We start from the raw sequence: 23622 nt of genomic DNA on the forward strand, positions 1-23622 counted from the left end.
CCCTCGCTGCCGATCATCGGCAGCGAGGGGCCAACGATCCGGACCCCGCGCCGCTACAGCCCGTACGTCTCCAGCAGCCGCAGCCACACCTCGCTGATCGTGGGGTAGCTGGGCACCGCGTGCCACAGCCGCTCCAGCGGCACCTCCCCGACGATCGCGATCGTGGCGGAGTGCAGCAGCTCGGCGACGTCCTGACCGACGAAGGTGACGCCCACGACCACCCGGCGGTCCTCGTCGACGACCATCCGCGCCTTCCCGGCGTAGCCGTCGGCGACCAGGGAGGCGCCCGCGACGTTCCCGATCTCGTAGTCGACGACCTTCACGGTCAGGCCGCGCTCGCGGGCCTGCGCCGCGGTCAGCCCGACCTGCGCGACCTCGGGGTCGGTGAAGACGACCTGCGGGACGGCGGCGTGGTCGGCGGTCGCGGTGTACCGGGACCAGGCGGAGGCGTCGGCGCCCAGCGCGCCGGAGGCCCGGGCGGTGATCGCGTCGCCGACGGCGCGCCCGCCGTACTTGCCCTGGTGGGTGAGCTTCGGGCGCCCGGACACGTCCCCGGCCGCGTAGAGCCAGCTCCCCTCGACCCCGGCGACCAGGCCGGTGTCGTCGACCTCCAGGGACCCGCCGTCCTCCAGCCCGACGGTCTCCAGCCCGATCCCGCGCGTCGTGGGCCGGCGGCCGGTGGCGACGAGGAACTCGTCGGCGTCGACGGTGGAGCCGTCGGTCAGCGCGACGTGGACGCCGGTGTCGTCGCGGGACACCCCGCTCAGCCCGGCGCCGGTCCGCACGTCGACGCCGTCGGCGCGCAGCGCGTCGGCGACGAGCTCCCCGGCGAAGTCCTCCTGCCCGGCGAGCAGGCCGGAGCGGGCGAGCAGCGTGACGCGGGAGCCGAGGCGGGCCCAGGCCTGGGCCAGCTCGCAGCCGACGACCCCGCCGCCGAGGACGACGAGCCGCGCGGGCACGGTCTTCGCGCTGGTGGCCTCCCGGCTGGTCCAGGCGCGGGCGTCGGCGAGCCCGGGGACGTCGGGCAGGACGGGCACCGAGCCGGTCGCGAGCACCACGGCCTGCCGGGCGCTGATCGTCACGGTCCCGTCCGCGGTCTCGACCGACACGCGGCGGGGTCCGGCCAGCCGGCCGCTGCCGCGGACCAGGCCGAGGCCCGCGGACTCCAGCCAGCCCACCTGCCCGCTGTCGTCCCACCCGCTGGTGAAGCGGTCGCGCCGCTCCAGCACCTTCGCCGCGTCCAGCGCCCCGGTGGCCGCTTCCGCCGCGCCGGGCAGCCGCCGGGCCGCGGCCAGCGCCTGCCCCGGGCGCAGCAACGCCTTGCTGGGCATGCAGGCCCAGTAGGAGCACTCCCCGCCCACGAGCTCCTTCTCGACGACCACGACCGACAGGCCGGTCCGGGCGGCCCGGTCGGCCACGTTCTCCCCGACGGGCCCGGCTCCGACGACGACGACATCCACTTCCCGCTCAGCGTCCACGCCCGGACGCTAGGCCCTGGGGCGGTGGTGGGGCGAGCCCGGCACCGGTGTGGTGTGATCGGGGCGTGGGTCGACGTCCGGTGGAGTTCAACGCGTCTCCCCGTCCGACCCTGGGCGTGGAGTGGGAGGTGGTCCTGGTGGACCGCCGGTCCCGGGACCTCGCGTCCCGCGCCTCGGAGGTCCTGGAGGCGGTGGACCGGGAGCCGTCGGCGACGGGCCCGCGGCTGACGAAGGAACTGCTGCGCAACACCCTGGAGGCGGTGACCGGGGTGTGCGACACCGTCGCGGAGGTCGCCGAGGACCTGACGTCGACGCTGGCGGCGGTGCGCCGCGTGACCGACCCGATGGGGCTGGACCTGATGTGCGCGGGCACGCACCCGTTCGCGCGTTGGGACGAGCAGCTGGTGACGGCCGACGACCGGTACGCCGAACTGCTCGAGCGCACCCAGTGGTGGGGGCGGCAGATGCTCATCTGGGGCGTGCACGTGCACGTCGGGGTGAACTCCGTGCACAAGGTGCTGCCGATCCTGAACACCCTGCTGAACCACTACCCGCACCTGCAGGCGCTGTCGGCGAGCTCGCCGTACTGGACGGGTTTCGACACCGGGTACGCCAGCAACCGGGCGCAGATGTTCCAGCAGCTGCCGACGGCGGGGTTGCCGTTCCAGTTCGACCGGTGGGACGAGTTCGAGGACTACGTCGACGACATGTTCGTGACGGGCGTCATCGACGGCCTGTCCGACGTGCGCTGGGACGTCCGGCCCTCACCGCGGTTCGGCACGATCGAGATCCGGGTGTGCGACGGGACGCCGACGTTGCGGGAGCTGCGGGCGATCACCGCGTTCGTGCACGCCCTGGTGGTGCACCTGGACGCGCAGCTCGACGACGGGCGGACGTTGCCGACGCTGCCGCCGTGGCACGTGCAGGAGAACAAGTGGCGGGCGGCGCGGTACGGGCTGGAGGCGGAGATCATCGTCGACGCCGCGGGCCGTGAGCGGCTCGTCACCGACGACCTCGACGAGTGGCTGAACCGCCTCGAACCCGTTGCGCGGCAGCTGGACTGCGCTGACGAGCTGGCGCTGGTCGCGGACATCCCCCGGCGCGGGGCGAGCTACCAGCGCCAGCGCGCGACGTTCGAGGCGGCGTGCGCGCGGGGTGAGCAGAACCCGCTGCACCACGTCGTGGACTCCCTCGTCGCGGAACTGCGCGAACCCTGACGCCCCTCCCCCGGCGGGTGGGAGGAGGGGCGGGGAGCCGTTCAGGCGAGGACGTCGGCCAGGGTGCGCGCGGGCAGGCCGTGCGCGGCGGCGACCTCGGCGCTGACGAGCGACCCGGCGTGCGTCGACAGGCCCGCGGCGAGGGCGGGGTCGGCGGCCAGCGCGGCCCTCCAGCCGGAGTCGGCGAGCTTCACGACGTACGGCAGCGTCGCGTTCGTCAGCGCGTACGTGGAGGTGTGCGGGACGGCGCCGGGCATGTTGGCGACGCAGTAGAACACCGAGCCGTGCACGGTGAACGTCGGGTCGTCGTGGGTGGTGGGGCGGGAGTCGGCGAAGCAGCCGCCCTGGTCGATGGCGATGTCGACGAGGACCGAACCGGGGCGCATCTGGGCGACGAGCTCGTTGCTGACCAGCTTCGGCGCCTTGGCGCCGGGGACGAGGACGGCGCCGATGACGAGGTCCGCCGAGCGGACGGCGCGGGCGAGCTCGTAGGAGTTCGACACGATGGTGCGGACGGCGCCGCCGAAGCGGACGTCGACCTCGCGCAGCTTGGGCAGGGACAGGTCCAGGACGGTGACCTCGGCGCCCATGCCGAGCGCGATCTGCGCGGCGTTCTGGCCGGAGACCCCGGCGCCGATGACGACGACGTCGGCGCCGCGCACCCCGGGGACGCCGCCCATGAGGACGCCGCGCCCACCCGCCGCGCGCATGAGGGAGTAGGCGCCGACCTGGGGGGCGAGCCGGCCGGCGACCTCGCTCATGGGCGCCAGCAGCGGCAGCGAGCGGTCGGGCAGCTGCACGGTCTCGTAGGCGATGGACGTGGTGCCGGAGGCCAGGAGGGCGTCGGTGCACTCGCGGGAGGCGGCCAGGTGCAGGTAGGTGAACAGGACCTGGTCGCGGCGCAGCCGGTGGTGCTCCTCGGCGATCGGCTCCTTGACCTTCAGGAGCAGGTCGGCGGCGCCCCAGACCTCGTCGACGTCGGTGAGGACCTTCGCGCCGGCCGCCTCGTACTCGGCGTCGGGCAGGGAGCTGCCGAGCCCGGCGCCGGACTGGACGAGGACCTCGTGGCCGTGGCCGACGAGCTCGTGCACGCCCGCGGGCGTCAGGGCGACGCGGTACTCGCGGTTCTTGACCTCGGTGGGGACGCCGATGCGCATCTGCTCACTCCTCCAGCGGTGGGGCGGGTTCTCACCCAGGGTGAACAGGGTTCGGCGCAGCAGCAAGGAACCCGCAGGAGATTCGTGGGAGCCTCCTCTCGTGGAAGATCGTTCGAGAGTGGCCGCCGACGGGCCAGGCCGGCCGAAGAAGCTTCAACGCGTGGTCGACCCGGTCGACCGGGCGATCCTGCACGTCCTGGCCGAGGACGCCCGGATCACCAACGCCGCCCTCGCCCAGCAGGTCGGCATCGCCGCCTCCACCTGCCTGCTGCGGGTGCGGGCGCTGCGGGAGTCGGGGGTGATCCGCGGGTTCCACGCCGACGTCGACCCCGCCGCCCTCGGCCTGGACCTGCAGGCGATGATCGCGGTCAAGCTCGCCGCGCACGCCCGCGGCAGCATGGGCCCCTTCGTGGCGCGGATGCGGCGCCAGCCGGAGGTCCTCGACGTCTACTTCGTCGCCGGCGCCGACGACTACCTCCTGCACGTCGCGGTGGAGAGCACCGAGGCCCTGCGCGACTTCGTCGCCGAGCACCTGTCCCGGGACCCCGACGTCGGCCTCACCGAGACCAGCCTGATCTTCGAGCACACCCGCGCCGCGGGGCGCTCCTGAGCGGTGGGCCGGTCGCACCCGGTACCTCACGGGTGCGACCGGCCCACCCTCACCGCGGGGGCGAGCGCTGACGGCACGGTGGCCGGCGGTTCGCGTCCTGGTCCCCGACCCGCGCGGCGGGCCGGGCCGGGACCGCCGGGGCCGGCGGGGGGAGGCGGGTCAGGGTGGCGACGAGGGCGCGGAACGCCTCGTCCACCTGCTCCTGCGACCACCCCGCCAGCGGGTCGGCGGGTCCGCCGTCACCGGGCCGTGAACGCCGCGCGAGCAAGCGGTCCACGGCCTCCCCCTACGACGTGATCGCCTGCTGCCGGTCGCCCGTCTCGACGGCGATGCGGCGCGGTTTGGCCCTCTCGGCGACCGGGATCCGCAGGTTCAGCACCCCGGCCGAGTAGTTCGCCGTCACCTTGTCGAGGTCGAGGTTGTCGCCGAGGATGAGCTGCCGGCTGAACACCCCGCGCGGGCGTTCGGCCGCGATCATCTCCCCGGTGTCCTCGTGGACGGGGCGCTGGGCCCGGACCGTCAGGACGTTGCGCTCGACGTCCAGCTCGATGCTGGACGGGTCGACGCCGGGGAGGTCGAACTCCACGACGAACTCGTCACCGTTGCGCCAGGCGTCCATCGCCATGACGGCCGGCCGAGACGTCGTCCCGAGGACCTGCTGCGTGAGCCGGTCGAGTTCCCGGAAGGGATCAGTGCGCATCAACATTGCCACCACCTCCAGTGTGAGAGAAGGAGATGCGCTGCCGATCGGGTCACCGGCGGGGGCCGGTGCCACACCTCTTAGTTAGCACTCGGCCGGGCCGAGTGCAACCCCTCCGGGAAGATTCTCCACCCGGGAGGCGCGAGCGCCGGAGCGGACCTAGCGTGCCCGCATGGACATCGGGATCATCGGCGCCGGGAACATCGGCGGGAACCTCACGCGCTCGCTCACCGCCCTCGGCCACCGCGTCCGGGTCGCGAACTCCCGCGGACCGGAGACGCTCACCGACCTCGCCGAGGAGACCGGCGCGACGCCCGTCCCCGCGGGGGAGGCCGCGCGGGGCGCCGAGCTCGTCGTCGTCACGGTTCCGCAGAAGCGGGTCCCGGACCTGCCCGCGGACGTGCTCGACGCGCTGCCCGACGGGGCCGTCGTCGTCGACACCGGAAACTACTACCCCCGCGAGCGCGACGGCCGGATCGACGGCATCGAGGACGGGACCCCCGAGACGGTGTGGACGGCCCGGCACCTCGACCCGCGCGGGCGGCTGCGGTGGGTGAAGGCGTTCAACGGCATCCAGGCCGAGCACCTCATCACCGCGGCGCGTCAGCCGGGCGACATGGAGCGCCGCGCGCTGCCCGTGGCCGGGGACGACGCCGAGGCGAAGGCGACGGTCATCGCCCTGCTCGACCAGATGGGGTTCGACGGCGTCGACGCCGGCTCCCTGGCCGAGTCCTGGCGGCAGCAGCCCGGGACCCCCGTCTACGGCGCCGAGGCCGGGGTCGACGGGATCGTCGCGGCCCTGGCCGCCGCGCCCCGCGAGCGCCCCACCGAGTTCACCGCCTGACGGGCGGCGGCTCAGCCGAACGCGCGGGCGACGACGGGCAGCGCCACCGTCATCGCCAGCGCGTTGAGCACCATCGCCGCGCTCGACCAGCCACCGGCCGCGTCCGACTCCGCGAGCGCCCGGGACGTCCCGATGCCGTGCGACACCACGCCGATCGCGAAGCCCCGGGCCCGCGGGTCGTGGACGTGGACGCGGTCGAGCAGCCACGGCCCGACGGTGGCCCCGAGCACCCCGGAGACGAGGGTCAGGACGACGGCCAGCGTCGTGTTCGCCCCGATCGTCTCCCCCACCGTCAGCGCGACCGGTGTCGTGACCGACCGCGGCAGCGTCGTGCGGACGAGGTCGTCGGGGGCCCCCAGGAGCACCAGCGACCCGACGGTCACGCCCACGCTCACCACCCCGGTGACGACGAGGGTGACCAGCACGGCGAGGCGGTCGGCCAGCAGCGCGCGCCCGGACCGCAGCAGCGGCAGGGCCAGGGCGACGGTGGCCGGGCCCAGCAGCAGCGTCAGGACGGACACCGACGCCAGGTACTCGGCGTAGGTGATCCCCAGCAGTTCCAGGGCCACCGAGACGACGACCATCGCGACGAGCACGGGGGCCAGCAGCGCGGGGCGCCCCAGCCGCCGGTGCAGCTCCCCGGCCCCCAGGTACGCGGCGAGGGTGAGCGCCAGGCCGAAACCGGGCGCGTGGACCAGCGCGTTCACGCCGCGGCCCGGCGGCGCAGCAGCCGCTGGAGCACGACGCCGGCGACGACGAGCCCGGCGGCGAAGGAGCCGACGACGGCCAGCGTCAGCGGGCCGGCCTGCTCGACGAGCGTGGAGAGCTGGGTCAGCGCCCCGACCCCGGGCGGGACGAACAGCAGTTGCAGGTGCTTCAGCAGGGGGTCGGCGGCCGGTTCGGCCCGCCGCGCGACGCCGGGGAACCGGGCCCCGACGGCCAGCAGCACCGCCAGGCCCACGACGGGGGCCGGGACGGGCAGACCGGTGAGGTCGACGAGGACGGTCCCGAGCAGCTGGAGCCCGAGCAGCAGCGCGAGGGCGGCCAGGACCGAGGGGGCGCGGGCCGGACCGGGGGTCCTCAGTCCCACCAGAACCTCCACGCCCGCTCCCCGACGAGCCCGGCCGCGTGCCCGGCGACGTCGGCGGGTCCCTCCCGGGACACCTCGTCGCAGCAGAACCCGAGGTGCTCGGCGGCGACGGGCAGGGCCTGTTCGGGGGTGGTCGGCGGTGCGGCCACGCTGAGCCGGAGCGTGTCGAACCCCAGCGCCACGACGCGGGCGCCGAACCGGTCCTCCCAGCTGCGCAGGACCGCGGACAGGGTGGCGGGCGCGACGTCGCTGTTGACCGCTCCCCACCAGCCGATCGCGGCCAGGACGTCGGCGCCGCGGTCGGCGGCGACCAGCCCGAGGCGGCGGTGGGGGTCGTGGTCGAGCAGGTCGGTGGCGAAGCGCTCCGCGGCGGTCAGGGGGTCGGTGACCTCGGGCAGGGCGGGCGAGAGGCCGGGCCAGGGCGGTTCCGGTCCATCGGGGTGCTCCTCGGGGTCCTCGAACGCGCCCGCGCACTGCTCGGCGAGGAACGCCTCGACGTCGAGGGGGACGACCTCGGTGGGCCCGGAGAACTCCCCCACGAGCCAGGGGCGTTCGGGGTCGCCGGGGGCGAGGCCGTCGAGCAGGAGCGGCCACAGCCCGGTCTCGGGGTGCCGGGCGGCCAGCCGGGCCCAGTCGCCGGGGGCGGCGGGGGCGTCGCCGACCCAGACCACCGGGCCGGTGCGGCGCATCCCGGCGGGCGCGACGAGCCGGCCCGGCGGCAGGTCGGGGACGGCCGCGACGAGGTCGGCGAGCGCTGAGCGGGGGCGTCGGAGCACCCGGCCACCGTGCCAGTCCCCCGCGCGACCAGCCAACGCCCGCCCTGGTTAGGGTAGGCAACACTCACCCCTCGATCCTGGAGCGACCCCGTGCGCAGACGCGACCTCCTGACCCTGACGGCCACCACCGCGGCGCTCGCCGCCTGCTCCTCGCCCGGCAGCACCACCGGCTCCACGCCCGGCTCCCCGCCCAGCCCCGCGGGCTGGTCCGCCACCGGCGGTTTCGGCCGGACCCTCACCCTCGACGCCCGGCCCGAGCGCGTCGTCACCGACGCCTACAGCGCCGCCGCGCTGTGGGACCACGGCGTCCGCCCGGTCGGCGTCTTCGGCTACGGGCTGGAGGAGGACGCCTCCCCGCTGGCCCTGGGGAACGTCGACCTCGACGGCATCGACGTCGTCGGCCGCGGCGGCGAGCTGAACATCGAGGCCCTCGCCGCGCTGCAGCCCGACCTCGTCGTCGGTTTCGGGACGACGCGGGGCCAGGGCTGGGCCTGGTGGGAGGAAGGCACCACGACGGCCGTCGCGAACATCGCCCCGTTCCTGGCCGTGGAGTTCTCCGGCCGGTCCGTGGAGGACGTCATCGGCACCTACGGCGACCTCGCCGAGGACCTCGGCGGGGACCGCTCGGCCACCGACGCCGACCGGGCCCGGTACACCGAGAACGTCGCCGCGCTGCAGGACGTCGCCGACCCCGCCCTGCGGACCATCGCCCTCAACGGCGACGCGTCGGCCCTGTACGCCGGGACCCCGGCCCTGGCGCAGCTGAAGCTGCTCGCCGACCACGGCGTCACCCTGGTCGGCCCGGCCGCCTCGGCCGGGTCCCCCTGGGCGGAGCTGTCCTGGGAGAACGTCTCGACCCACCCGGCAGACGTGCTGCTCGCCTACGTCGGCTCCCAGGAGCTGTTCGCCGGTTCCCCCGTCTACGCCTCGCTGCCCGCGGTGCAGGCGGGCCAGGTCGTCGAGTGGGACGACAAGCAGCCCTTCACCTACGGCGCGTACGCCGACTGGCTCGAGCGGGTCGTCGCGACGTTCACCGCCGCGCGGGACGTCACGGCCTGACGAGCGGCCGGGTCAGCCGCACACGGGGACGGGGGTGACCCGGCGGTCCCGCGCGCGGCCGACGGGCGGTCAGGGCACCGCGTGCTCGCGGCGCATCCGCGCCAGGTCCGCGTTGACCAGGCCCAGCAGCACGAGGTCCCCGACGAGCCCGGCCGTCGCCGCGAACTGCGAGGCCGCGAAGAGGAACACCTGCGTGAGCAGCAGCGACGTCAGCACCGACCGCTGGAACGACTCCACGGCGGCCCGCCGGCCCCGCCGGCGCCCCTGCCACAACCCGGTCGTCGTGAACACCAGCGACGCCGCGGTGCCCAGCAGGACCCCGGCGACGGACACGCCGTGCGGGGTGCGGGACACCAGCAGCGAGACCAGCACGACGAGCGCCCAGGCGATCTGGGTGAACAGCAGGAACCCCATGACCGGGAGCGCGAAGCGGGAGGACGACACCCGACCGAACCCCTCGGCCACGTGTTGCCACACTCCTTCGAGACGTTGCGGCACAGCCGGTTCGCGCGTCGGGACGGTCCGGAGGAGTTCATGCACCTGCGCGGCGCCGGGCACGTCGCCGACCTTGTCGAGGGAGTGCAGCGCCTCGGCCCGCCGGTGCTCGGACAGCCGGCCGGCGAGGCCGTCGACGAGGACGTGGGCCGCGTTCGCGACGCGTTCGTCGTCGGCGGGCGGGACCCGCCGGCGCCAGAAGTGCGCCCCCACGACGAATCCCGTGAACACCACGTACATGATCGCGGCCGAGGGTTCGAAGAAGTAGTCGTTGTCGGACGTCACGAACTTGCCGACCTCGTCGATGAACAGCCCGAACCCGACCCCGCCGGCCAGCGCCGCGACGGGGCGCGGGCCGGGGCCGATGCAGGACAGCTGCAACCAGATCGCCACCAGCATCAGCAGCCCGCCGGGCAGCACGTGCGCGACGTGCAGGCCGGTGTCGCCGCCGATCTGCGGGTACCCCGACAGGGCGAGGAACAACCGGGTGATGAGGATCGTGGAGATCGCCGCGACGACGAAGGTCGTGAGGTGCTGCACGGCCTTCGCGCTGCGCACGAGGTCGAGGTGGAACAGGGTGCGCAGCCGGGACGTCACCCCGCGAAGGCCTGCCCCGTGAGGCGCTCGTAGGCCTCGACGTACCGCTGCCGCGTCCGCTCGACGACCTCGGCGGGCAGTTCCGGCGGCGGCTGGGTGCCGTGGCGGTCCCAGCCGGAGGCCGGGGAGGTCAGCCAGTCGCGCACGAACTGCTTGTCGAAGCTGGGCTGGGCGCGGCCCGGTTCCCAGGTCTCGGCCGGCCAGAACCGGGAGGAGTCGGGCGTGAGCACCTCGTCGCCTAGGACCGTCCGGCCCCCGGCGCGGCCGAACTCCAGCTTGGTGTCGGCCAGCACGATCCCGCGGTCGCGGGCGACCTGCTCGGCGCGGCGGTAGACCGCCAGGGTCAGGTCCCGCAGCTGCGCGGCCACCTCGGCGCCCACGGTGGCCGCGACGTGCTCGAACGTGACGTTCTCGTCGTGCTCGCCGACCTCGGCCTTGGTGGCCGGGGTGAAGATCGGCTCTTCCAGCCGGGACCCGTCGACCAGCCCGGCCGGCAGCGCGACCCCGCACACGGCGGAGGACTCGCGGTACTCGGCCAGCCCCGACCCCGTCAGGTAGCCGCGGGCGACGCACTCCACGGGGAACATCTCCAGCTTCCGGCACACCATCGCCCGGCCCGCGACGGCGGCGGGGACGTCGGTGGACACGACGTGGTTCGGCACCAGGTCGGCCAGCTGGTCGAACCACCACAGCGACAGCGCGGTCAGGACCGCGCCCTTGCCGGGGATCGTGGTGGGCAGCACGTGGTCGTAGGCCGAGATCCGGTCGCTGGCGACGACCAGGACGGTCCCGTCGTCCCCGGCGGCGGGCACGTACAGGTCGCGGACCTTGCCGGAGTAGGTGTGCGTCCAGCCGTCGAGCTCGGGGGCGCTCATCAGCGGGCCGCCTCCAGCGCGATGTCGCGGCGGAACCGGCCGCCGTCGAGGTCGATGAGCTCCACGGCCTCGTAGGCGGCGGCCCGGGCCGCGTGCAGGTCCGCGCCGACGCCGACGACCGACAGGACCCGGCCGCCGGAGCTGACGATGCCCGTCCCGTCGGGGGCCGGTGCCGTCCCGGCGTGCAGGACGCTGGCGCCGGCGAGGGCGTCGGCCGCCTCCAGCCCGCGCAGCAGCCCGCCGGTGACCGGGGCCTCCGGGTACCCCGGGGAGGCCAGGACGACGGTCACGGCCGCGTCCGGGCGCCAGCGCAGCGGCGGCTGGTCGGCCAGGGTGCCCGTCGCGCACGCCTGCAGGACCGGGCCCAGCGGCGTCGCCAGCCGGGCCAGGACGACCTGCGTCTCGGGGTCGCCGAAGCGTGCGTTGAACTCGATGACGCGGGTCCCGCGCGAGGTCAGCGCCAGACCGCAGTACAGGACGCCGCTGAACGGGGTCCCGCGGCGGGCCATCTCGTCCACGACGGGCTGGGCGATGCGCTCGACGACCTCCGCGGCCAGCCCCTCGGGCGCCCACGGCAGCGGGGAGTAGGCGCCCATGCCGCCGGTGTTCGGGCCCTGGTCGCCGTCGAGGGCCCGCTTGAAGTCCTGCGCGGGGGCCAGCGCCACGACGGACGTGCCGTCGGTGAGGCAGAAGACGCTGACCTCGGGGCCGTCGAGGAACTCCTCCACGACGACCGGGCCGTGGGCCAGGCAGGTGCGGGCGTGCGCGAGCGCCGCCTCGCGGTCGGACGTCACGACGACGCCCTTGCCGGCGGCGAGGCCGTCGTCCTTGACGACGTGCGGGGCGCCGAACGCGTCGAGCGCGGCGGCCACCTCCTCCTCGGTGGTGCACAGGTGCGCCATCGCGGTGGGCACGCCCGCGGCGGCCATCACCTCCTTGGCGAACGCCTTGGAGCCCTCCAGCCGGGCCGCCTCGCCGGAGGGGCCGAACACGGGGATGCCGGCGGCGCGCACGGCGTCGGCGACGCCGGCGACCAGCGGGGCCTCGGGGCCGACGACGACGAGGTCCGCGCCGAGCCGCTGCGCGAGGGCCGCCACGGCCGCGGGGTCGGTCGCCTCGACCGGTTCGACGGGGGCGACGAGGGCGATGCCGGCGTTGCCGGGGGCGGCCACGACGCGGTCCACCCCCGGGTCGTCGAGCAGGGCACGCACGAGGGCGTGTTCGCGGGCACCGGAACCGATGACGAGGACGTCCACGGGGATCGAGGGTAGAGGTTCCCCGGTGCCCGACCCGACGTCGTGGGGGAGGATCACCCCCGTGCCCCGCACGATCCCGTTCGCCCTCTCCGCCCGCCGGCGGCTCCGCACCGGGTGGCAGCGCTGGCAGGGGTCGTGGTGGCAGATCATGCAGTGCGGCCTGGGTGCCGGGGTCGCCTGGCTGCTGGCGCAGGCGCTGTGGGACCAGCCGTACCCGGTGTTCGCGTGCGTGGCGGTCGTGGTGTGCCTGGGGGTGCAGAACAACCAGCGGCTGCGCCGGGTCGGGGAGCTGGGCGTCGGCGTCACGATCGGCGTCCTGCTGGGGACGCTGATCGTCCACCTCGTGGGGCGGGGCCCGTTGCAGATCACCGCGATCGTGGCGGCGGCGATGTTCATCGCGCGGTTCCTGGACTCGGGGATCCTGCTGGTGAACCAGGCCGCGCTGCAGGCCGCGTTCATCGTGGCGTACCCGCCGATGCCCGGCAGCGGCGGTTCGGACCGCTGGCTGGACGCGATGACGGGCGTGGTGGTGGCGCTGGCGGTGGCGGCGCTGCTGCCGCCGGACCCGCGCCGGGACGTGCGGGGGCGCTCCAGGGCGTACGCCGGGCAGCTGGCGGACCTGCTGGAGGACGCGGCCGGGGCGGTCCGCGACCACGACGCGGCCAAGGCCGAGGAGGTGCTCGCGCGGGCCCGGGCGACGCAGACGGAGCTGGACGGCTGGTCGCAGTCGGTCAACGCGGGCCAGGAGGTGCACCGGCTGTCCCCGCTGCGCCGCCGCGGCCGGGGGGAGATCGTGCAGCAGAAGAAGCTGCAGGCCGGGATGGACCGGGCGACGCGGAACCTGCGGGTGGCGCTGCGCCGCGTCAGCACGGCGCTGAAGTACGACGAGCAGATGCCGGACTCGGTGGCGGGGGCGCTGGAGGGGATGGCCGCGGCGATCCGCTCGCTGGGGGAACCGGCCTACCCGGGGGAGACGCTGCCGCCGTCGGTGGCGGGTCTGCAGGAGCTGGCGGTGACGCTGGGGCCGCGGACGCTGGGCGCGGAGTCGCTGTCGGCGACGGTCGTGGTGGCGCAGCTGCGCTCGACGGTGGTGGACCTGCTGCAGGCCCAGGGGATCTCGGCGTCCGACGCGCACCGGCTGCTGCCGCGCTGAGGTTCCCGCGAGCGCGGACGGGCGAGCACCGGTAAAATGCGCGCCGGTCCGGTGAGCCATGATGGTGGTCATGAACGCTCCCGCCGTCGCGCCCCCCGCGATCGAGTCGCCGAACCCCGCCGAGACCGGTGGGCCCATCGCCGCCTTCGCCCGCCTGGTCGCTCTCCTCACCCTGGGTCTGGGTGTCCTCGGGCTGGTCCCGGGCATCACCTCGAACTACTCCGAGATGGGGTTCTACGACTCCGGCGCGAACCTGTTCGGCCTGTTCCGCACCTCGGTGGTCGTGGCGTCGACGCAGATCCTGTTCGGCGTGACGGTCCTGGCGTTCTCCGGGTCGGCCCGGCAGGCGCACAAGACGGTCGTGTGGGTGGCGCTGACGTACTTGTGCGCGGGGCTCAGCGGGGCGGGGCTGATGGTCAACGCCGTCCGCGACGACCTGCCCGTGAACGTGGCGAGCAACTGGCTGCACCTGGCGCTGTTCGCCGTGATCCTCGGCGGCGCGGTCGCCGCCCGCAGGAAGCACGTCGAGCAGCTCGGCGTCTTCTGATCCCGTCCCCGCCGCGCCCGGTGGCGGCCGTCCCCGCGGGGGCGGCCGCCACCGGGCGCAGTCACGTCAGCGGGAGGTCGTGGTAGTCCTCGGTCTGGACCGGCGTGAAACCCAGGGACGTGTACAGCCCCAGGGCGCGGTCGTTGCCGACGGCGACCTCGAGCCGGACCGAGGCGACGCCCTCGTCGAACAGCTGCGCGCACACCCGGCGCAGCACGTCGCGGCCGATTCCCCGGCCCTGCCACCGCGGGGTGACGGCGAAGCCGTAGATCCCGCCGCTGTCCCCCTCCCGCTGCAGCCGGACGGTCCCCATCGGCTCCCCCGCGTGCTCGACGACGAGCGTGCGGCCCGTCGCGAACCCCGCCTCCAGGTGGGTGGGCGCGCTCCCGAACGCGTCGGTGAGCAGCCCCGTCAGGACGGGCACGTCACCGGGGCCGGCGGCGCGCAGCACCGTGCGCGGGTCGGGGGCCACCGGTGCGGGCGGGACGTCGAGGCGCAGCGCGTGCTCGGAGTGCTCCAGGACGGCGCCTCGGCTGCGGGCGAGGTGGGCCCCGGCGGCGCTGCCGCGCGGGACGATGAGCAGGGCCTGCGCGAACCCCCGCCGCCGGCACACGCCGACGGCGGCGTCGAGCAGGGCGCCGCCGATCCCCCGCCCTCGTGCGGCCGGGTCGACCATCCCGACGAGCTCGACGACGCGGCCGTCGTAGGAGTCGAACCCGACGAACCCCACGACCCGCCCGTCGGCCGTCCACAGCAGGTCGTTCACGTGGTCGCCGGACCGGTTCCGCAGGTCGCCCCACTCGATCTTCAGGCGGCCGCCGTCGTGGGCGACGACGCTCGCCTCCAGCGCGGCGACGGCCCGCAAGTCGTCCTCGGACAGTCGGCTCCTGGTCTCCAGCACCGGGTCAGTCGACCGGCCCGGCCGGGAGGGGGTCAACCGGTTTCCGCGGGCAGCCGATGGCCCCCGGGCCCCGTCGCCGCCTACCATCGGCGGCGCCATGGAGAGCGAACCGCAGGTCCTGTCCCGTCGCGGCGAGACGATCACCCTCGACGGTGAGCACGTCGGCGACGTCCACCGGCACAGCGCCTTCAGCCTGTGGGACGACGGGGACACCGTCCCCGACGACGTCGACCCCCGCACCCAGGTCCGCGCCGCGGGCGACCCCGTCCCGGTGCGCCGCGGCGACCTCGACGACGTCACGCGCGCCGAGACCGAGGCGCTGCTGTCGCTGGCCGGCGCCGTCGACCACGCCTGCCTGGAGCGGCTGGTGCCGCAGGCCGACGTCGAGGACGTGCCCGCCGGCGCCCTCGCCGGCTGGCTCGTCACCGCCGTGCAGGACGTCAACGACGCCGCCGCGCCCACGTGCAGCGTCAACCTCCACCTCGACGCCGAGCTGCGCCGGTACGCCGGGATCGGGCTGGTCAACGGGCGGCACCGCACCCTCGACGCGGGCTGGTGCGACGCCGACGTGCAGCTCATGAGCCGGCGCCACCGGCCCTGGTACGCCGTCGTCGCCGACGAGCACCTCGTGGGGCTGCGCGGGTACCTGCAGGTCAGCCTGACGTCGGTCGACTTCGGGCCCGAGGAGTTCCTCACCGCCACGGCCCTGTTCGGCTACTCCCCGCGCATCAGCCTGCACCGCGACCAGCTGCGGGTCGCGCGGGTCACGCCGTAGGGACCCGCGGGCCCGGACCGGCGCCGGGCCCCAGCGCGGCCAGCGGGTCCCCGTGGCGGGCGTACCGGTCGGCGACCTCGGCCAGCGTCAGCTGCCGCAGCGCTCCCGGGTCGTCGAACTCGTCCCACGTGCGGGGCGCGGCGGCGCACGGGCGCTCGCGGCCGCGCGGGGAGTACGGCGCGACGGTCGTCTTGGCGGCGTTGTTCTGGCTCCAGTCCAGCAGGACCTTCCCGCCGCGCAGCACCTTCGTCATGCGGCTCACGACGAGGTCGGGCCGGTCCCGTTCCAGCTCCTCGGCCAGGCGGTGGGCGTAGGCGCGCAGGACGTCGGCGGACTGCTCGCCGGAGACGGCGGCGTACAGCTGCAACCCCTTCGACCCCGACGTCACCGGGTGGCAGTCCAGCCCGTCGGCGGCCAGCCGCTCCCGCACCGCGAGGGCGACCTCGGCGCACTCGGGCAGCCCGGCCCCCTCGCCGGGGTCGAGGTCGACGACGAGCCGGTCGGGGTGGCGCACTCCCCCGCGCGGCCCGACGCGCCACTGCGGGACGTGCAGCTCCAGGGCCGCGAGGTTCACCAGCCACACCAGCCCGGCGAGGTCGTCGACGAGCGGGTAGCGGGCCGTCTCGCGGTCCTTGGTGCTGCCGGGGGTCTCCAGCTCCACGCTGCGCACCCAGCCGGGCACCCCGCGGGGCACGTTCTTCTCGACGAAGGACGGGCCGCGGACCCCGTCGGGCCAGCGCCTGCGGGTCAGCGGCCGCTGCCGCAGCTGGGCCAGCAGCGCGGGGGCGACCGCGGTGACGTAGGCGAGGACCTCGGCCTTCGTGGTGCCCGTCGCGGGGTAGAGCACCTTCTCCAGGCGGCGCAGCCGCAGCCGCCGTCCCTCGACGTCGACGACGGTCTCCCCGTGGTCGGGGTCCTGCGCGGGGCGGGCGGCCACGTCACTCCTCCCGGACGTCGGACGGTGCGAGGTCGTTGCGCAGGCCGCGCAGGGTGGGCTGGCGCAGCCGGCCGCCGGTGGTGCGGCCCAGGTGGCGGACCTCCACGACGACGACGGGCTCGGTGAAGGTGGCCCCGGCCGCGTCGGCGCGCGGGACCTCGACGACGGGGCGGGGGCGCTCGCACCCGGTCAGCGCCGCCCGCAGCTCCTCCTCCGCGCCGGCCCCCAGGCCGCTGCCGGCCCGGCCGACGTACCTCAGCCCGCCGCCGGCGGCGGGGACGGCCAGCAGCAGCGCCCCCATCCGCGCTCCGGCCCCCACCACCGGCCGCCACCCGACGACCAGGCAGGCCTGGTGGCGGCGGTGGGCGTGCTTGACCCAGTCGGGGCTGCGCCGGCCGGGCTGGTAGGTGGAGGTGCGGCGCTTGGCCACGACCCCCTCCAGCCCCTGCTCGCGGGTCGCGGCCAGCAGCGAGGCCGCGTCGGGGTAGACGGGCGAGACCTGCCAGGCCCGCCCGGACGGGACGAGCCGGTCCAGGGACTCGCGCCGCTCCTGCCAGGGCCGGTCCACCAGGTCCACGCCGTACAGGCGCAGGACGTCGAAGGCCATGAGCGTCACGGGGGTGCGGGCCGCGGCCCGGGCGGCGGCGCGGGCGTCGGTGACGTGCATGCGGTCGGCGAGCGCCGCGAACGACGGCAGCCCGTCGTGGAGGGCGACGACCTCGCCGTCGAGGTGGACGTCGGCGTGGGCCCGCGTGAGGGCGGTGAGCTCGGGGAAGGTCGCCGAGACGTCGCGGCCGGTGCGCGAGCGCAGGGCGAGGCGGCCGTCGTGGACGTCGGCCAGGACGCGCATGCCGTCCCACTTGACCTCGTAGGCCCAGTGCTCGCCGTCGGTGGGCACCCCGTCGGCGGCCGGGGCGGCGGTCGCCAGCATGGGGAGCACGTCCCCACTGTGGCGCCGGTCCGGGAGGCGGGCCAGCGCGGACGTTGCCGAGGACCCCCGTCCATTGGTTAGGCTGTCCTCACATCGACGGAGGGGTTCTGGGGACATGACGACCGACACCGAGGCGGGCGCGCGGGCGACGCTCGCGCGCGCCGCGTACGCCCTCCACGAGGTGCGGGTCGCCGCCGTCCGGCGGGTCGGGGTGAGCTTCGTGCGGGTGACGCTGACCTCCCCCGAGCTCGGCGGCTTCGGCGCCGGCGGCTACGACCAGCGCTTCAAGGTCCTGCTGCTGGACCGGCCGCTGGCGGCCTACGACCCGCCCGAGGGCGACTGGTACACGTGGTGGCGGGAACTGCCCGACGACGTCCGGCCCGCGATGCGCACCTACACCGTCCGCGCGTTCCGGCCGGCGACCGCGCGGGCGTGGGCCGAGCTGGACGTCGACTTCGTCCTGCACGGGGTGCACGGCGGGCACGCGGGCCCGGCCTCGCGGTGGGCCGCGGGGGCCGCGGTGGGCGACCGGCTCGGGATCGTCGGCCCCTCCTCCCCCGGCACCGGCCGGATGTGGGGCGTGGAGTGGGCCCCGCCCGCCGAGGCGCGGACGCTGCTGCTGGCCGGGGACGAGACGGCCGTCCCGGCGGTCTCGGCGATCCTGGAGCAGCTGCCCGCCGGGGTGCGGGCCACGGCGCTGCTGGAGGTCCCCGACGCGCTCGACCTGCTGGACCTGCCCTCGGCCGCCGACCTGACCGTGGAGTGGTTGCCCCGCAACGGCTCCCACGCCCCCGGGGAACTCCTCCAGCGCCGCGTGCACGAGGTCGCCTCCGCGCTGGTCGACGAGGTGTCCTCCCCCCTGGACGACACCGACGCGCTGGACGACGCGCTGGACGACGTGGACCTCGACACCGGGATCCTGTGGGAGGTCCCCGAGCACGCCGAGGCCGCCGGGCCGGAGGCGCTGTACGCGTGGTTGGCTGGGGAGGCGGGCGTCGTGAAGGCCCTGCGGCGCCACCTCGTGCGCGAGGTCGGCGTCCCGCGGACCTCGGTGGCGTTCATGGGGTACTGGCGCGAAGGCCGCGCCGAGGGTGAGTGAGGTGGAGCAGGACGTGCGGAACCCGTTCAGGAAGCCGGAGCCCGCGCCGCGCCGCCAGCGCCTCGGCGTCGTGCAGCGCGTCGAGCGGCTCGCGCCGCACATGGTGCGCGTGGTGTTCGGCGGCGACGACCTCGTCGACTTCGGCGTCGAGCAGGCCGACTCGTACGTGAAGCTGGTCTTCCCCCAGCCCGGCGTGGTGCACGACGAGCCGTTCGACGTGGACCGCATCCGCAAGACCCGGCCGCGCGAGGAGTGGCCCGCGCAGCGCACCTACACGGTGCGGTCCGTCGCCGGGGGCGAGGTGACCGTCGACTTCGTCGTGCACGGCGACGAGGGGCTCGCCGGTCCCTGGGCGGCCGCGGCCGCCCCCGGCGACGAGCTGTGGATCATGGGCCCCGGCGGGGCCTACACCCCCCGCGAGGACGCCCCGTGGCACCTGCTCGTCGGCGACGCCAGCGCGCTGCCGGCGATCTCGGCGTCGCTGGAACGGGTCCCGGCCGGCGCGGTCGCCGTCGCGGTCGTCGAGGTGCACTCGGCCGCCGAGGAACTGCCCCTGACCTGCCCGGGGGACCTGCGGCTGCACTGGGTGCACCGGGCCGAACCGGACCCCGAGGCCCTGCTGGGGTTCCTGCGCGGTCTCGACCTGCCCGCCGGCGCCCCGCACGCCTTCGTCCACGGCGAGGCCGACACCGTCCGCGCCGTCCGCCGCTGGGTCCGCACCGACCTCGGCGTCCCGCGGGAACTGCTGTCCGCCTCGGGGTACTGGCGCCGCGGGCGCACCGAGGAGGGGTGGCGCTCGGAGAAGAAGGACTGGAACGCCGCGACCGAGAGCGACGACGCGACCGCGGGGGTCTGACCCCCGGCGACGGTCGGGGGTTCGGATCGTCAGGCCGCGGCGAGCAGCGCCTCGCACACCTGGACCAGCGCCGCGCGCAGCGGGTCGGCCCGCTCGGCGAACTCCCGCTGGGCGCGCGCGTACTCGGCCTTGCCCTCGGGGGTCTCGATCGCGACGGCCGTGTGGCCCAGCGACGACACGTCGTACGGCGAGGCGCGCATGTCCAGGACCCGCACGTCGCGGGCGAGCTCGAAGCAGTCGAGCAGCAGTTCCCCCGGCACCGCCGGGGACAGCTTCATGGCCCACCGGTAGCAGTCCATCGTCGCGTGCAGGCAGCCCGGCTGCTCCTGGCCGGGCTGGCCGGTGCGGGTGGGCTGCAACTCGTTGCGCGGCACCGCGGTCGGGGTGAAGAACCGGAAGGCGTCGTAGTGGCTGCACCGGATGCGGTGCGACTCCACGACCTCGTCGGTCCCGGCGTGACCCAGGCGCAGCGGCAACCCGGCGTGGCGGACCTGCTCGGGCCGGGTGCGGTGCACCATGGCCCACTCGTGCAGGCCGAAGCAGGCCAGCTGCGGGGCCCGCCCCCGGGTGGCGGCGAGGACGTCGCGCGCGAGGGTGATCGTCGCGCGCCGCTGGGCGGCCAGGGCCGCGGCGTCGACCCGCACCCCGCCGGGCACCGCGACGTAGTTCGCCCAGCCGGCCCGCTCGCCGGCGTCGGCCAGCACGACCCCCACCCCCGGGTGCCAGCGCAGGAGCTTCCCGGGCGCCCAGTTGTAGTACGTGTAGAGGAAGTCCTCCACGGGGTGCTGCTCGCCGCGGGCGCGGCGGGCGGCGGCGTCCCCGGTCAGGGCGCGGGCCCGTTCGGCGTGGGCGTGCGCGCGAGCCCGCCACTCGGCGGCGGGCAGCGTGGCCGGCGCGGGGGCCGGCGGCGACTCCCGTGCGGGTCCGCGGCCCGCGCCGTACCGTGGGGATCCGACCTCCGGAAGGGGTACGTCATGCCGCGCGCCATCTGGAAGGGCGCTGTGTCCTTCGGTCTGGTCAACGTCCCGGTCCGCCTGTACGCCGCGACCGGCGAGCACGACATCCGCTTCCACCAGGTCCACCGTACCGACGGCGGGCGCATCAAGCTGCGCCGCACCTGCTCGGTGGACGGCGAGGAGGTCTCCTACGACGAGGTCGCCAAGGGCTACGAGAGCCCCGACGGCAAGCTCGTCGTCCTCACCGACGAGGACCTCGACGACCTGCCCGTGGCCAGCGGTCACGAGATCGACGTGATCCAGTTCGTGCCCGCCGACCAGGTCGACCCGCTGCTGCTGTCCAGGCCGTACTACCTGGAGCCGGAGGCGCGCGCCGCGAAGCCGTACGTCCTGCTGCGCGAGGCCCTCGCCGAGACCGACCGGGTCGCCGTGGTGAAGGTCGCGCTGCGCCAGCGGGAGTCGATGGCCGTGCTGCGCGTGCGGGACAAGGCGATCGTGCTGCAGACGCTGCTGTGGCCCGACGAGGTCCGCCCGGCCGAGTTCGAGGTCCTCGAGACCGACGTGGCGCTGCGGCCGCAGGAGCTGAAGATGGCCGCCTCCCTGGTGGAGTCCCTGGCCGGCGACTTCCGCCCCGAGGAGTTCGAGGACGAGTACGCGGTGGCGGTGAAGGAACTCGTCGAGGCCCGCCTCGAGGACGCCGGCGCGGCCCCCTCCTCCCGCGCGGACGACGACGGGGACGGCGGCGCCGACGAGGTCGTCGACCTGCTCACCGCGCTCCAGCGCTCGGTGGAGCGGGCCCGCGGCGGAGGGTCGGGGCAGACCCCGGCGCAGGAGCCCGCGGCGGAGGGGGGCACCGCGAAGGGGACGGCGGCGAAGAAGACCACCGCGAAGAAGGCGGCGGCGAAGAGGACCGCTGCGAAGAAGACCGCCGCGAAGGAGGCGACGTCCCGGAAGACGGCGAAGACCACGACGCGGACCCGCAAGAGCGCCTGAAGGCCCGGGGTGCCGTCCGCCCCGGCGGTGGCAGCATGGCGGGCCGAGGGGCCGATCCGCCGGCCCCGGGACGAGAGGAACCCCGCGATGGCTTCCGGGACCAGGGTCGTCGCGTGCGCCGCGGCCGACCTCCCGCCGGGTGAGGTGGTGCGCGTCGACCGCCCCGAACTGCCCGCCCCCGTGTCGGTCTTCAACGTCGACGGGGAGCTGTTCGCCATCGACGACACGTGCACGCACGCCGACGAGTCCCTCGCCGAGGGCTGGGTCGAGGACTGCGCCGTGGAGTGCCCGCGGCACGCGTCGGCGTTCGACCTGCGGACCGGGGAACCGTCGAGCCCCCCGGCCCTGACCCCCGTCCGGACGCACCTGGTCGAGGTGGTCGACGGCGACGTGGTCGTCGAGGTGGGCACCCCCCGCCCCCGCTGAGCCCCCACCCCCGCGCTCGGGGCGCACGACGTGGGCGGCTCCGGGCCGCCGGTTGCACAGGGAAGCCACACGCGGGTGCGCACATTGTTCGCCGCGCGCGGCCGTCGATGCGCCAAGATGGCGTCCGTGCGCCGTCTCGACACCATCGATGCCCGGATCCTGCTCGCCCTGGACGAGGACCCGCGTGCGACCGTGCTCGGCCTGTCCCGCCGGCTGGGGCTGGCCCGCGGGACGGTGCAGGCCCACCTGGAGCGCCTGGAGTCCGACGGCGTGCTGCACCGCTTCTCCCGCCGGCTGGCGCCGGCCGCGCTGGGGTTCTCGGTGTCGGCGTTCGTGATGATCGAGATCCACCAGGGGCAGCAGGAGGACACGCTGCGCCGCCTGCGGGAGACCCCGGAGGTCCTGGAGGTGCACGGGATCACCGGTGACGGCGACCTCATGTGCCGCATCGTGGCCCGCGACGCCGACGACCTGTACCGCGTCGGGCAGGGCGTCCTGTCCATCCCCGGGGTCGTGCGGACCCGCACGTCGCTGGCGATGCGCGAGCTCGTCCCGTACCGCGTGGACCCGCTGCTGAGCGACCTCGCCGACTGACCGGCCGGCCGCCGCCGCACGGGCGGGTGCGCCGGGTACGGCAGAATCGGGTCCGTGTTGCGCTGGCTGACCTCTGGTGAATCGCACGGCCCCGCGCTGGCGGGCATCCTCGAAGGGCTGCCCGCGGGCGTCGAGGTCGACAGCGCCCGGATCCGGCAGGCGCTCGCGCGCCGTCGCCTCGGGCACGGCCGCGGCGCCCGGATGAACTTCGAGCAGGACGAGCTGGAGGTCATCGGCGGCATCCGCCACGGCGTGACCCAGGGCGGGCCGATCGCCCTGCGCATCGGCAACAGCGAGTGGCCCCGCTGGTCGGAGGTCATGGCCGCCGACCCGGCCGACGCCGAGGGCCGCCGCTACGACGAACCGGGCCGCATCCCCGCCCGCGGTCGCGGCGCCCCCCTGACCCGCCCGCGCCCGGGCCACGCCGACCTGACCGGCATGCAGAAGTACGGCTTCACCGACGCCCGTCCCGTCCTGGAGCGCGCCTCGGCGCGCGAGACCGCCACCCGCGTCGCCCTCGGCGAGGTCGCCCGCGCCTTCCTGGCGCAGACCGTCGGCGCCGAGGTCGTCTCGCACGTCGTCTCCATCGGCTCGCAGGCCGTCGCCGAGGGCACCGTGCCGGGTCGCGGCGCGATGGCCGCCATCGACGCCGACCCGGTCCGCTGCGCCGACCCCGAGGCCAGCGCCCGCATGGTCGCCGAGATCGACCAGGCCCACACCGAGGGCGACACCCTCGGCGGGGTCGTCGAGGTCGTCGTCCACGACCTGCCGCCGGGCCTGGGTTCCTACGTCCACTGGGACCGCAAGCTCGACGCGCGCCTGGCCGCGGCCCTCATGGGCGTCCAGGCCATCAAGGGCGTCGAGGTCGGCGACGGTTTCGAGACCGCCCGCCGCCGCGGGTCCGCCGCCCACGACGAGATCGAGCGCGTCGAGGACGGCGGTGACGGCTTCACCGTCCGCCGCCGCACCGACCGCGCCGGCGGCATCGAGGGCGGCATGACCAACGGCGAGGTCCTGCGCGTGCGCGCCGCCATGAAACCCATCTCCACCGTCCCGCGCGCCCTCGACACCGTCGACACCGCCTCCGGTGGTGCGGCGCAGGCCATCGCGCAGCGGTCGGACGTGTGCGCGGTGCCCGCGGCCGGCGTGGTCGCCGAGGCCATGGTGGCCCTGGTCCTGGCCGACGCCGTGCTGGAGAAGTTCGGCGGCGACAACGTCGAGCAGGTCCGGGCGAACGTGCGCAGCTACCTGGACGCCCTCACCGTGAAGGTCGCCGAGACCCCCTGACCGGCGCGCAGCG

Annotated in this window: 27 protein-coding genes; 13 read left to right on the forward strand and 14 right to left on the reverse strand. The window is 75.5% G+C overall.

Features of this window, described 5'->3' with window-relative positions; genetic code table 11:
- Positions 1-53: 53 nt before the first annotated feature.
- Complete coding sequence (locus tag ACRYRX_RS19465) at positions 54-1478, reverse strand: dihydrolipoyl dehydrogenase family protein (protein WP_432514584.1); 1425 nt, start codon at positions 1476-1478, stop codon at positions 54-56.
- Positions 1479-1543: 65 nt separating this feature from the next.
- Between ACRYRX_RS19465 and ACRYRX_RS19470 the strand changes: the two genes are divergently transcribed.
- Positions 1544-2695 carry a glutamate--cysteine ligase gene (locus ACRYRX_RS19470; RefSeq protein ID WP_432514586.1) on the forward strand — a complete coding sequence of 384 codons (1152 nt, stop codon included), beginning with the start codon at positions 1544-1546 and terminating at the stop codon, positions 2693-2695.
- Between the two features lie 41 nt (positions 2696-2736).
- On the opposite strand, the gene ald is transcribed toward ACRYRX_RS19470, so the two are convergent.
- The gene (ald, locus tag ACRYRX_RS19475; protein WP_432514588.1) at positions 2737-3852 is read right to left on the reverse strand and encodes an alanine dehydrogenase; all 1116 of its coding nucleotides are present in this window, start codon (positions 3850-3852) and stop codon (positions 2737-2739) included.
- A gap of 160 nt (positions 3853-4012) precedes the next feature.
- Between ald and ACRYRX_RS19480 the strand changes: the two genes are divergently transcribed.
- Positions 4013-4462, forward strand: coding sequence for an Lrp/AsnC family transcriptional regulator (locus tag ACRYRX_RS19480; protein ID WP_432514590.1), 450 nt, complete (start codon positions 4013-4015; stop codon positions 4460-4462).
- Positions 4463-4511: 49 nt separating this feature from the next.
- Here the strand turns inward: ACRYRX_RS19480 and ACRYRX_RS19485 are convergent, their stop codons facing one another.
- Positions 4512-4739: a hypothetical protein gene (locus tag ACRYRX_RS19485; RefSeq protein WP_432514592.1), complete on the reverse strand. Its 228-nt coding sequence runs from the start codon at positions 4737-4739 to the stop codon at positions 4512-4514.
- A 9-nt stretch (positions 4740-4748) separates the two neighbouring features.
- The gene (locus tag ACRYRX_RS19490; RefSeq protein ID WP_432514594.1) at positions 4749-5168 is read right to left on the reverse strand and encodes an Hsp20/alpha crystallin family protein; all 420 of its coding nucleotides are present in this window, start codon (positions 5166-5168) and stop codon (positions 4749-4751) included.
- Positions 5169-5334: 166 nt separating this feature from the next.
- Between ACRYRX_RS19490 and ACRYRX_RS19495 the strand changes: the two genes are divergently transcribed.
- Positions 5335-6006, forward strand: a complete 672-nt coding sequence (locus tag ACRYRX_RS19495; protein ID WP_432514595.1) for an NADPH-dependent F420 reductase — start codon at positions 5335-5337, stop codon at positions 6004-6006.
- An 11-nt stretch (positions 6007-6017) separates the two neighbouring features.
- On the opposite strand, the gene ACRYRX_RS19500 is transcribed toward ACRYRX_RS19495, so the two are convergent.
- The 3 genes from ACRYRX_RS19500 to ACRYRX_RS19510 are packed head-to-tail and all read right to left on the reverse strand — an operon-like array spanning position 6018 to position 7872.
- A complete protein-coding gene (locus tag ACRYRX_RS19500; RefSeq protein ID WP_432514597.1) occupies positions 6018-6713 on the reverse strand; it encodes an LrgB family protein in 696 nt (231 codons plus the stop codon).
- Positions 6710-7096, reverse strand: a complete 387-nt coding sequence (locus ACRYRX_RS19505) for a CidA/LrgA family protein (protein ID WP_432514600.1) — start codon at positions 7094-7096, stop codon at positions 6710-6712. The genes ACRYRX_RS19500 and ACRYRX_RS19505 overlap by 4 nt, the downstream gene beginning before the upstream one ends.
- Complete coding sequence (locus tag ACRYRX_RS19510; protein WP_432514601.1) at positions 7087-7872, reverse strand: DUF4253 domain-containing protein; 786 nt, start codon at positions 7870-7872, stop codon at positions 7087-7089. The genes ACRYRX_RS19505 and ACRYRX_RS19510 overlap by 10 nt, the downstream gene beginning before the upstream one ends.
- Positions 7873-7962: 90 nt before the next feature.
- On the opposite strand from ACRYRX_RS19510, the gene ACRYRX_RS19515 reads away from it, so the two are divergent.
- Complete coding sequence (locus tag ACRYRX_RS19515; protein ID WP_432514603.1) at positions 7963-8931, forward strand: ABC transporter substrate-binding protein; 969 nt, start codon at positions 7963-7965, stop codon at positions 8929-8931.
- A gap of 69 nt (positions 8932-9000) precedes the next feature.
- On the opposite strand, the gene ACRYRX_RS19520 is transcribed toward ACRYRX_RS19515, so the two are convergent.
- From ACRYRX_RS19520 to purD, 3 genes are read right to left on the reverse strand one after another with little or no spacing between them, the layout of a single operon-like run.
- On the reverse strand, positions 9001-10023 hold the full coding sequence (locus tag ACRYRX_RS19520; RefSeq protein ID WP_432514604.1) for a hypothetical protein: 1023 nt from the start codon (positions 10021-10023) through the stop codon (positions 9001-9003).
- Entirely contained in the window at positions 10020-10898 is an 879-nt protein-coding gene (locus tag ACRYRX_RS19525; RefSeq protein WP_432514605.1) for a phosphoribosylaminoimidazolesuccinocarboxamide synthase, read from the reverse strand. The genes ACRYRX_RS19520 and ACRYRX_RS19525 overlap by 4 nt, the downstream gene beginning before the upstream one ends.
- On the reverse strand, positions 10898-12154 hold the full coding sequence (gene purD / locus ACRYRX_RS19530) for a phosphoribosylamine--glycine ligase (protein ID WP_432514608.1): 1257 nt from the start codon (positions 12152-12154) through the stop codon (positions 10898-10900). The genes ACRYRX_RS19525 and purD overlap by 1 nt, the downstream gene beginning before the upstream one ends.
- 61 nt (positions 12155-12215) lie before the next feature.
- Here purD and ACRYRX_RS19535 point away from each other — a divergent pair, with 61 nt between their 5' ends.
- Together ACRYRX_RS19535 and ACRYRX_RS19540 are read left to right on the forward strand one after the other, a co-directional pair.
- Positions 12216-13307 carry an FUSC family protein gene (locus ACRYRX_RS19535; RefSeq protein WP_432514609.1) on the forward strand — a complete coding sequence of 364 codons (1092 nt, stop codon included), beginning with the start codon at positions 12216-12218 and terminating at the stop codon, positions 13305-13307.
- A 70-nt stretch (positions 13308-13377) separates the two neighbouring features.
- A complete protein-coding gene (locus tag ACRYRX_RS19540) occupies positions 13378-13854 on the forward strand; it encodes a DUF4383 domain-containing protein (protein WP_432514610.1) in 477 nt (158 codons plus the stop codon).
- A gap of 61 nt (positions 13855-13915) precedes the next feature.
- Here the strand turns inward: ACRYRX_RS19540 and ACRYRX_RS19545 are convergent, their stop codons facing one another.
- Positions 13916-14755, reverse strand: a complete 840-nt coding sequence (locus ACRYRX_RS19545) for a GNAT family N-acetyltransferase (RefSeq protein ID WP_432514612.1) — start codon at positions 14753-14755, stop codon at positions 13916-13918.
- Between the two features lie 97 nt (positions 14756-14852).
- Here ACRYRX_RS19545 and ACRYRX_RS19550 point away from each other — a divergent pair, with 97 nt between their 5' ends.
- A complete protein-coding gene (locus ACRYRX_RS19550) occupies positions 14853-15530 on the forward strand; it encodes a hypothetical protein (RefSeq protein WP_432514615.1) in 678 nt (225 codons plus the stop codon).
- Here the strand turns inward: ACRYRX_RS19550 and ligD (ACRYRX_RS19555) are convergent.
- Both ligD (ACRYRX_RS19555) and ligD (ACRYRX_RS19560) read right to left on the reverse strand, forming a co-directional pair.
- Positions 15520-16467, reverse strand: coding sequence for a non-homologous end-joining DNA ligase (ligD, locus tag ACRYRX_RS19555; RefSeq protein ID WP_432514617.1), 948 nt, complete (start codon positions 16465-16467; stop codon positions 15520-15522). The two genes, ACRYRX_RS19550 and ligD (ACRYRX_RS19555), sit on opposite strands and share 11 nt — an antisense overlap.
- A gap of 1 nt (position 16468) precedes the next feature.
- Entirely contained in the window at positions 16469-17398 is a 930-nt protein-coding gene (gene ligD, locus ACRYRX_RS19560) for a non-homologous end-joining DNA ligase (RefSeq protein WP_432514651.1), read from the reverse strand.
- Positions 17399-17513: 115 nt separating this feature from the next.
- Here ligD (ACRYRX_RS19560) and ACRYRX_RS19565 point away from each other — a divergent pair, with 115 nt between their 5' ends.
- Together ACRYRX_RS19565 and ACRYRX_RS19570 are read left to right on the forward strand one after the other, a co-directional pair.
- Complete coding sequence (locus ACRYRX_RS19565; protein WP_432514619.1) at positions 17514-18497, forward strand: siderophore-interacting protein; 984 nt, start codon at positions 17514-17516, stop codon at positions 18495-18497.
- 13 nt (positions 18498-18510) lie between these two features.
- Entirely contained in the window at positions 18511-19353 is an 843-nt protein-coding gene (locus tag ACRYRX_RS19570) for a siderophore-interacting protein (RefSeq protein WP_432514653.1), read from the forward strand.
- A 29-nt stretch (positions 19354-19382) separates the two neighbouring features.
- On the opposite strand, the gene ACRYRX_RS19575 is transcribed toward ACRYRX_RS19570, so the two are convergent.
- Complete coding sequence (locus ACRYRX_RS19575; RefSeq protein WP_432514656.1) at positions 19383-20237, reverse strand: 3-methyladenine DNA glycosylase; 855 nt, start codon at positions 20235-20237, stop codon at positions 19383-19385.
- Positions 20238-20327: 90 nt separating this feature from the next.
- On the opposite strand from ACRYRX_RS19575, the gene ku reads away from it, so the two are divergent.
- From ku to aroC, 4 genes are all read left to right on the forward strand, one after another.
- Complete coding sequence (ku, locus tag ACRYRX_RS19580; protein WP_432514621.1) at positions 20328-21302, forward strand: non-homologous end joining protein Ku; 975 nt, start codon at positions 20328-20330, stop codon at positions 21300-21302.
- An 87-nt stretch (positions 21303-21389) separates the two neighbouring features.
- Positions 21390-21728 carry a bifunctional 3-phenylpropionate/cinnamic acid dioxygenase ferredoxin subunit gene (locus ACRYRX_RS19585; protein ID WP_432514624.1) on the forward strand — a complete coding sequence of 113 codons (339 nt, stop codon included), beginning with the start codon at positions 21390-21392 and terminating at the stop codon, positions 21726-21728.
- Positions 21729-21845: 117 nt separating this feature from the next.
- Entirely contained in the window at positions 21846-22322 is a 477-nt protein-coding gene (locus ACRYRX_RS19590) for an Lrp/AsnC family transcriptional regulator (RefSeq protein ID WP_432514626.1), read from the forward strand.
- A gap of 54 nt (positions 22323-22376) precedes the next feature.
- Positions 22377-23609 carry a chorismate synthase gene (gene aroC / locus ACRYRX_RS19595; RefSeq protein WP_432514629.1) on the forward strand — a complete coding sequence of 411 codons (1233 nt, stop codon included), beginning with the start codon at positions 22377-22379 and terminating at the stop codon, positions 23607-23609.
- The last annotated feature ends 13 nt before the right edge of the window (positions 23610-23622 follow it).

Source organism: Kineococcus lubricus (assembly GCF_050871965.1).
Lineage (GTDB): Bacteria > Actinomycetota > Actinomycetes > Actinomycetales > Kineococcaceae > Kineococcus.

Coding starts and splice junctions, on each gene's coding strand:
- ACRYRX_RS19550 (WP_432514615.1), top strand. CDS start 14,853: ATGGAGAGCGAACCGCAGGTCCTGTCCCGTCGCGGCGAGACGATCACC.
- ACRYRX_RS19490 (WP_432514594.1), bottom strand. CDS start 5,168: ATGTTGATGCGCACTGATCCCTTCCGGGAACTCGACCGGCTCACGCAG.
- ACRYRX_RS19590 (WP_432514626.1), top strand. CDS start 21,846: ATGGCGTCCGTGCGCCGTCTCGACACCATCGATGCCCGGATCCTGCTC.
- ACRYRX_RS19565 (WP_432514619.1), top strand. CDS start 17,514: ATGACGACCGACACCGAGGCGGGCGCGCGGGCGACGCTCGCGCGCGCC.
- ACRYRX_RS19525 (WP_432514605.1), bottom strand. CDS start 10,898: ATGAGCGCCCCCGAGCTCGACGGCTGGACGCACACCTACTCCGGCAAG.
- ACRYRX_RS19585 (WP_432514624.1), top strand. CDS start 21,390: ATGGCTTCCGGGACCAGGGTCGTCGCGTGCGCCGCGGCCGACCTCCCG.
- ku (WP_432514621.1), top strand. CDS start 20,328: ATGCCGCGCGCCATCTGGAAGGGCGCTGTGTCCTTCGGTCTGGTCAAC.
- ACRYRX_RS19495 (WP_432514595.1), top strand. CDS start 5,335: ATGGACATCGGGATCATCGGCGCCGGGAACATCGGCGGGAACCTCACG.
- ald (WP_432514588.1), bottom strand. CDS start 3,852: ATGCGCATCGGCGTCCCCACCGAGGTCAAGAACCGCGAGTACCGCGTC.
- ligD (WP_432514651.1), bottom strand. CDS start 17,398: ATGCTGGCGACCGCCGCCCCGGCCGCCGACGGGGTGCCCACCGACGGC.
- ACRYRX_RS19540 (WP_432514610.1), top strand. CDS start 13,378: ATGAACGCTCCCGCCGTCGCGCCCCCCGCGATCGAGTCGCCGAACCCC.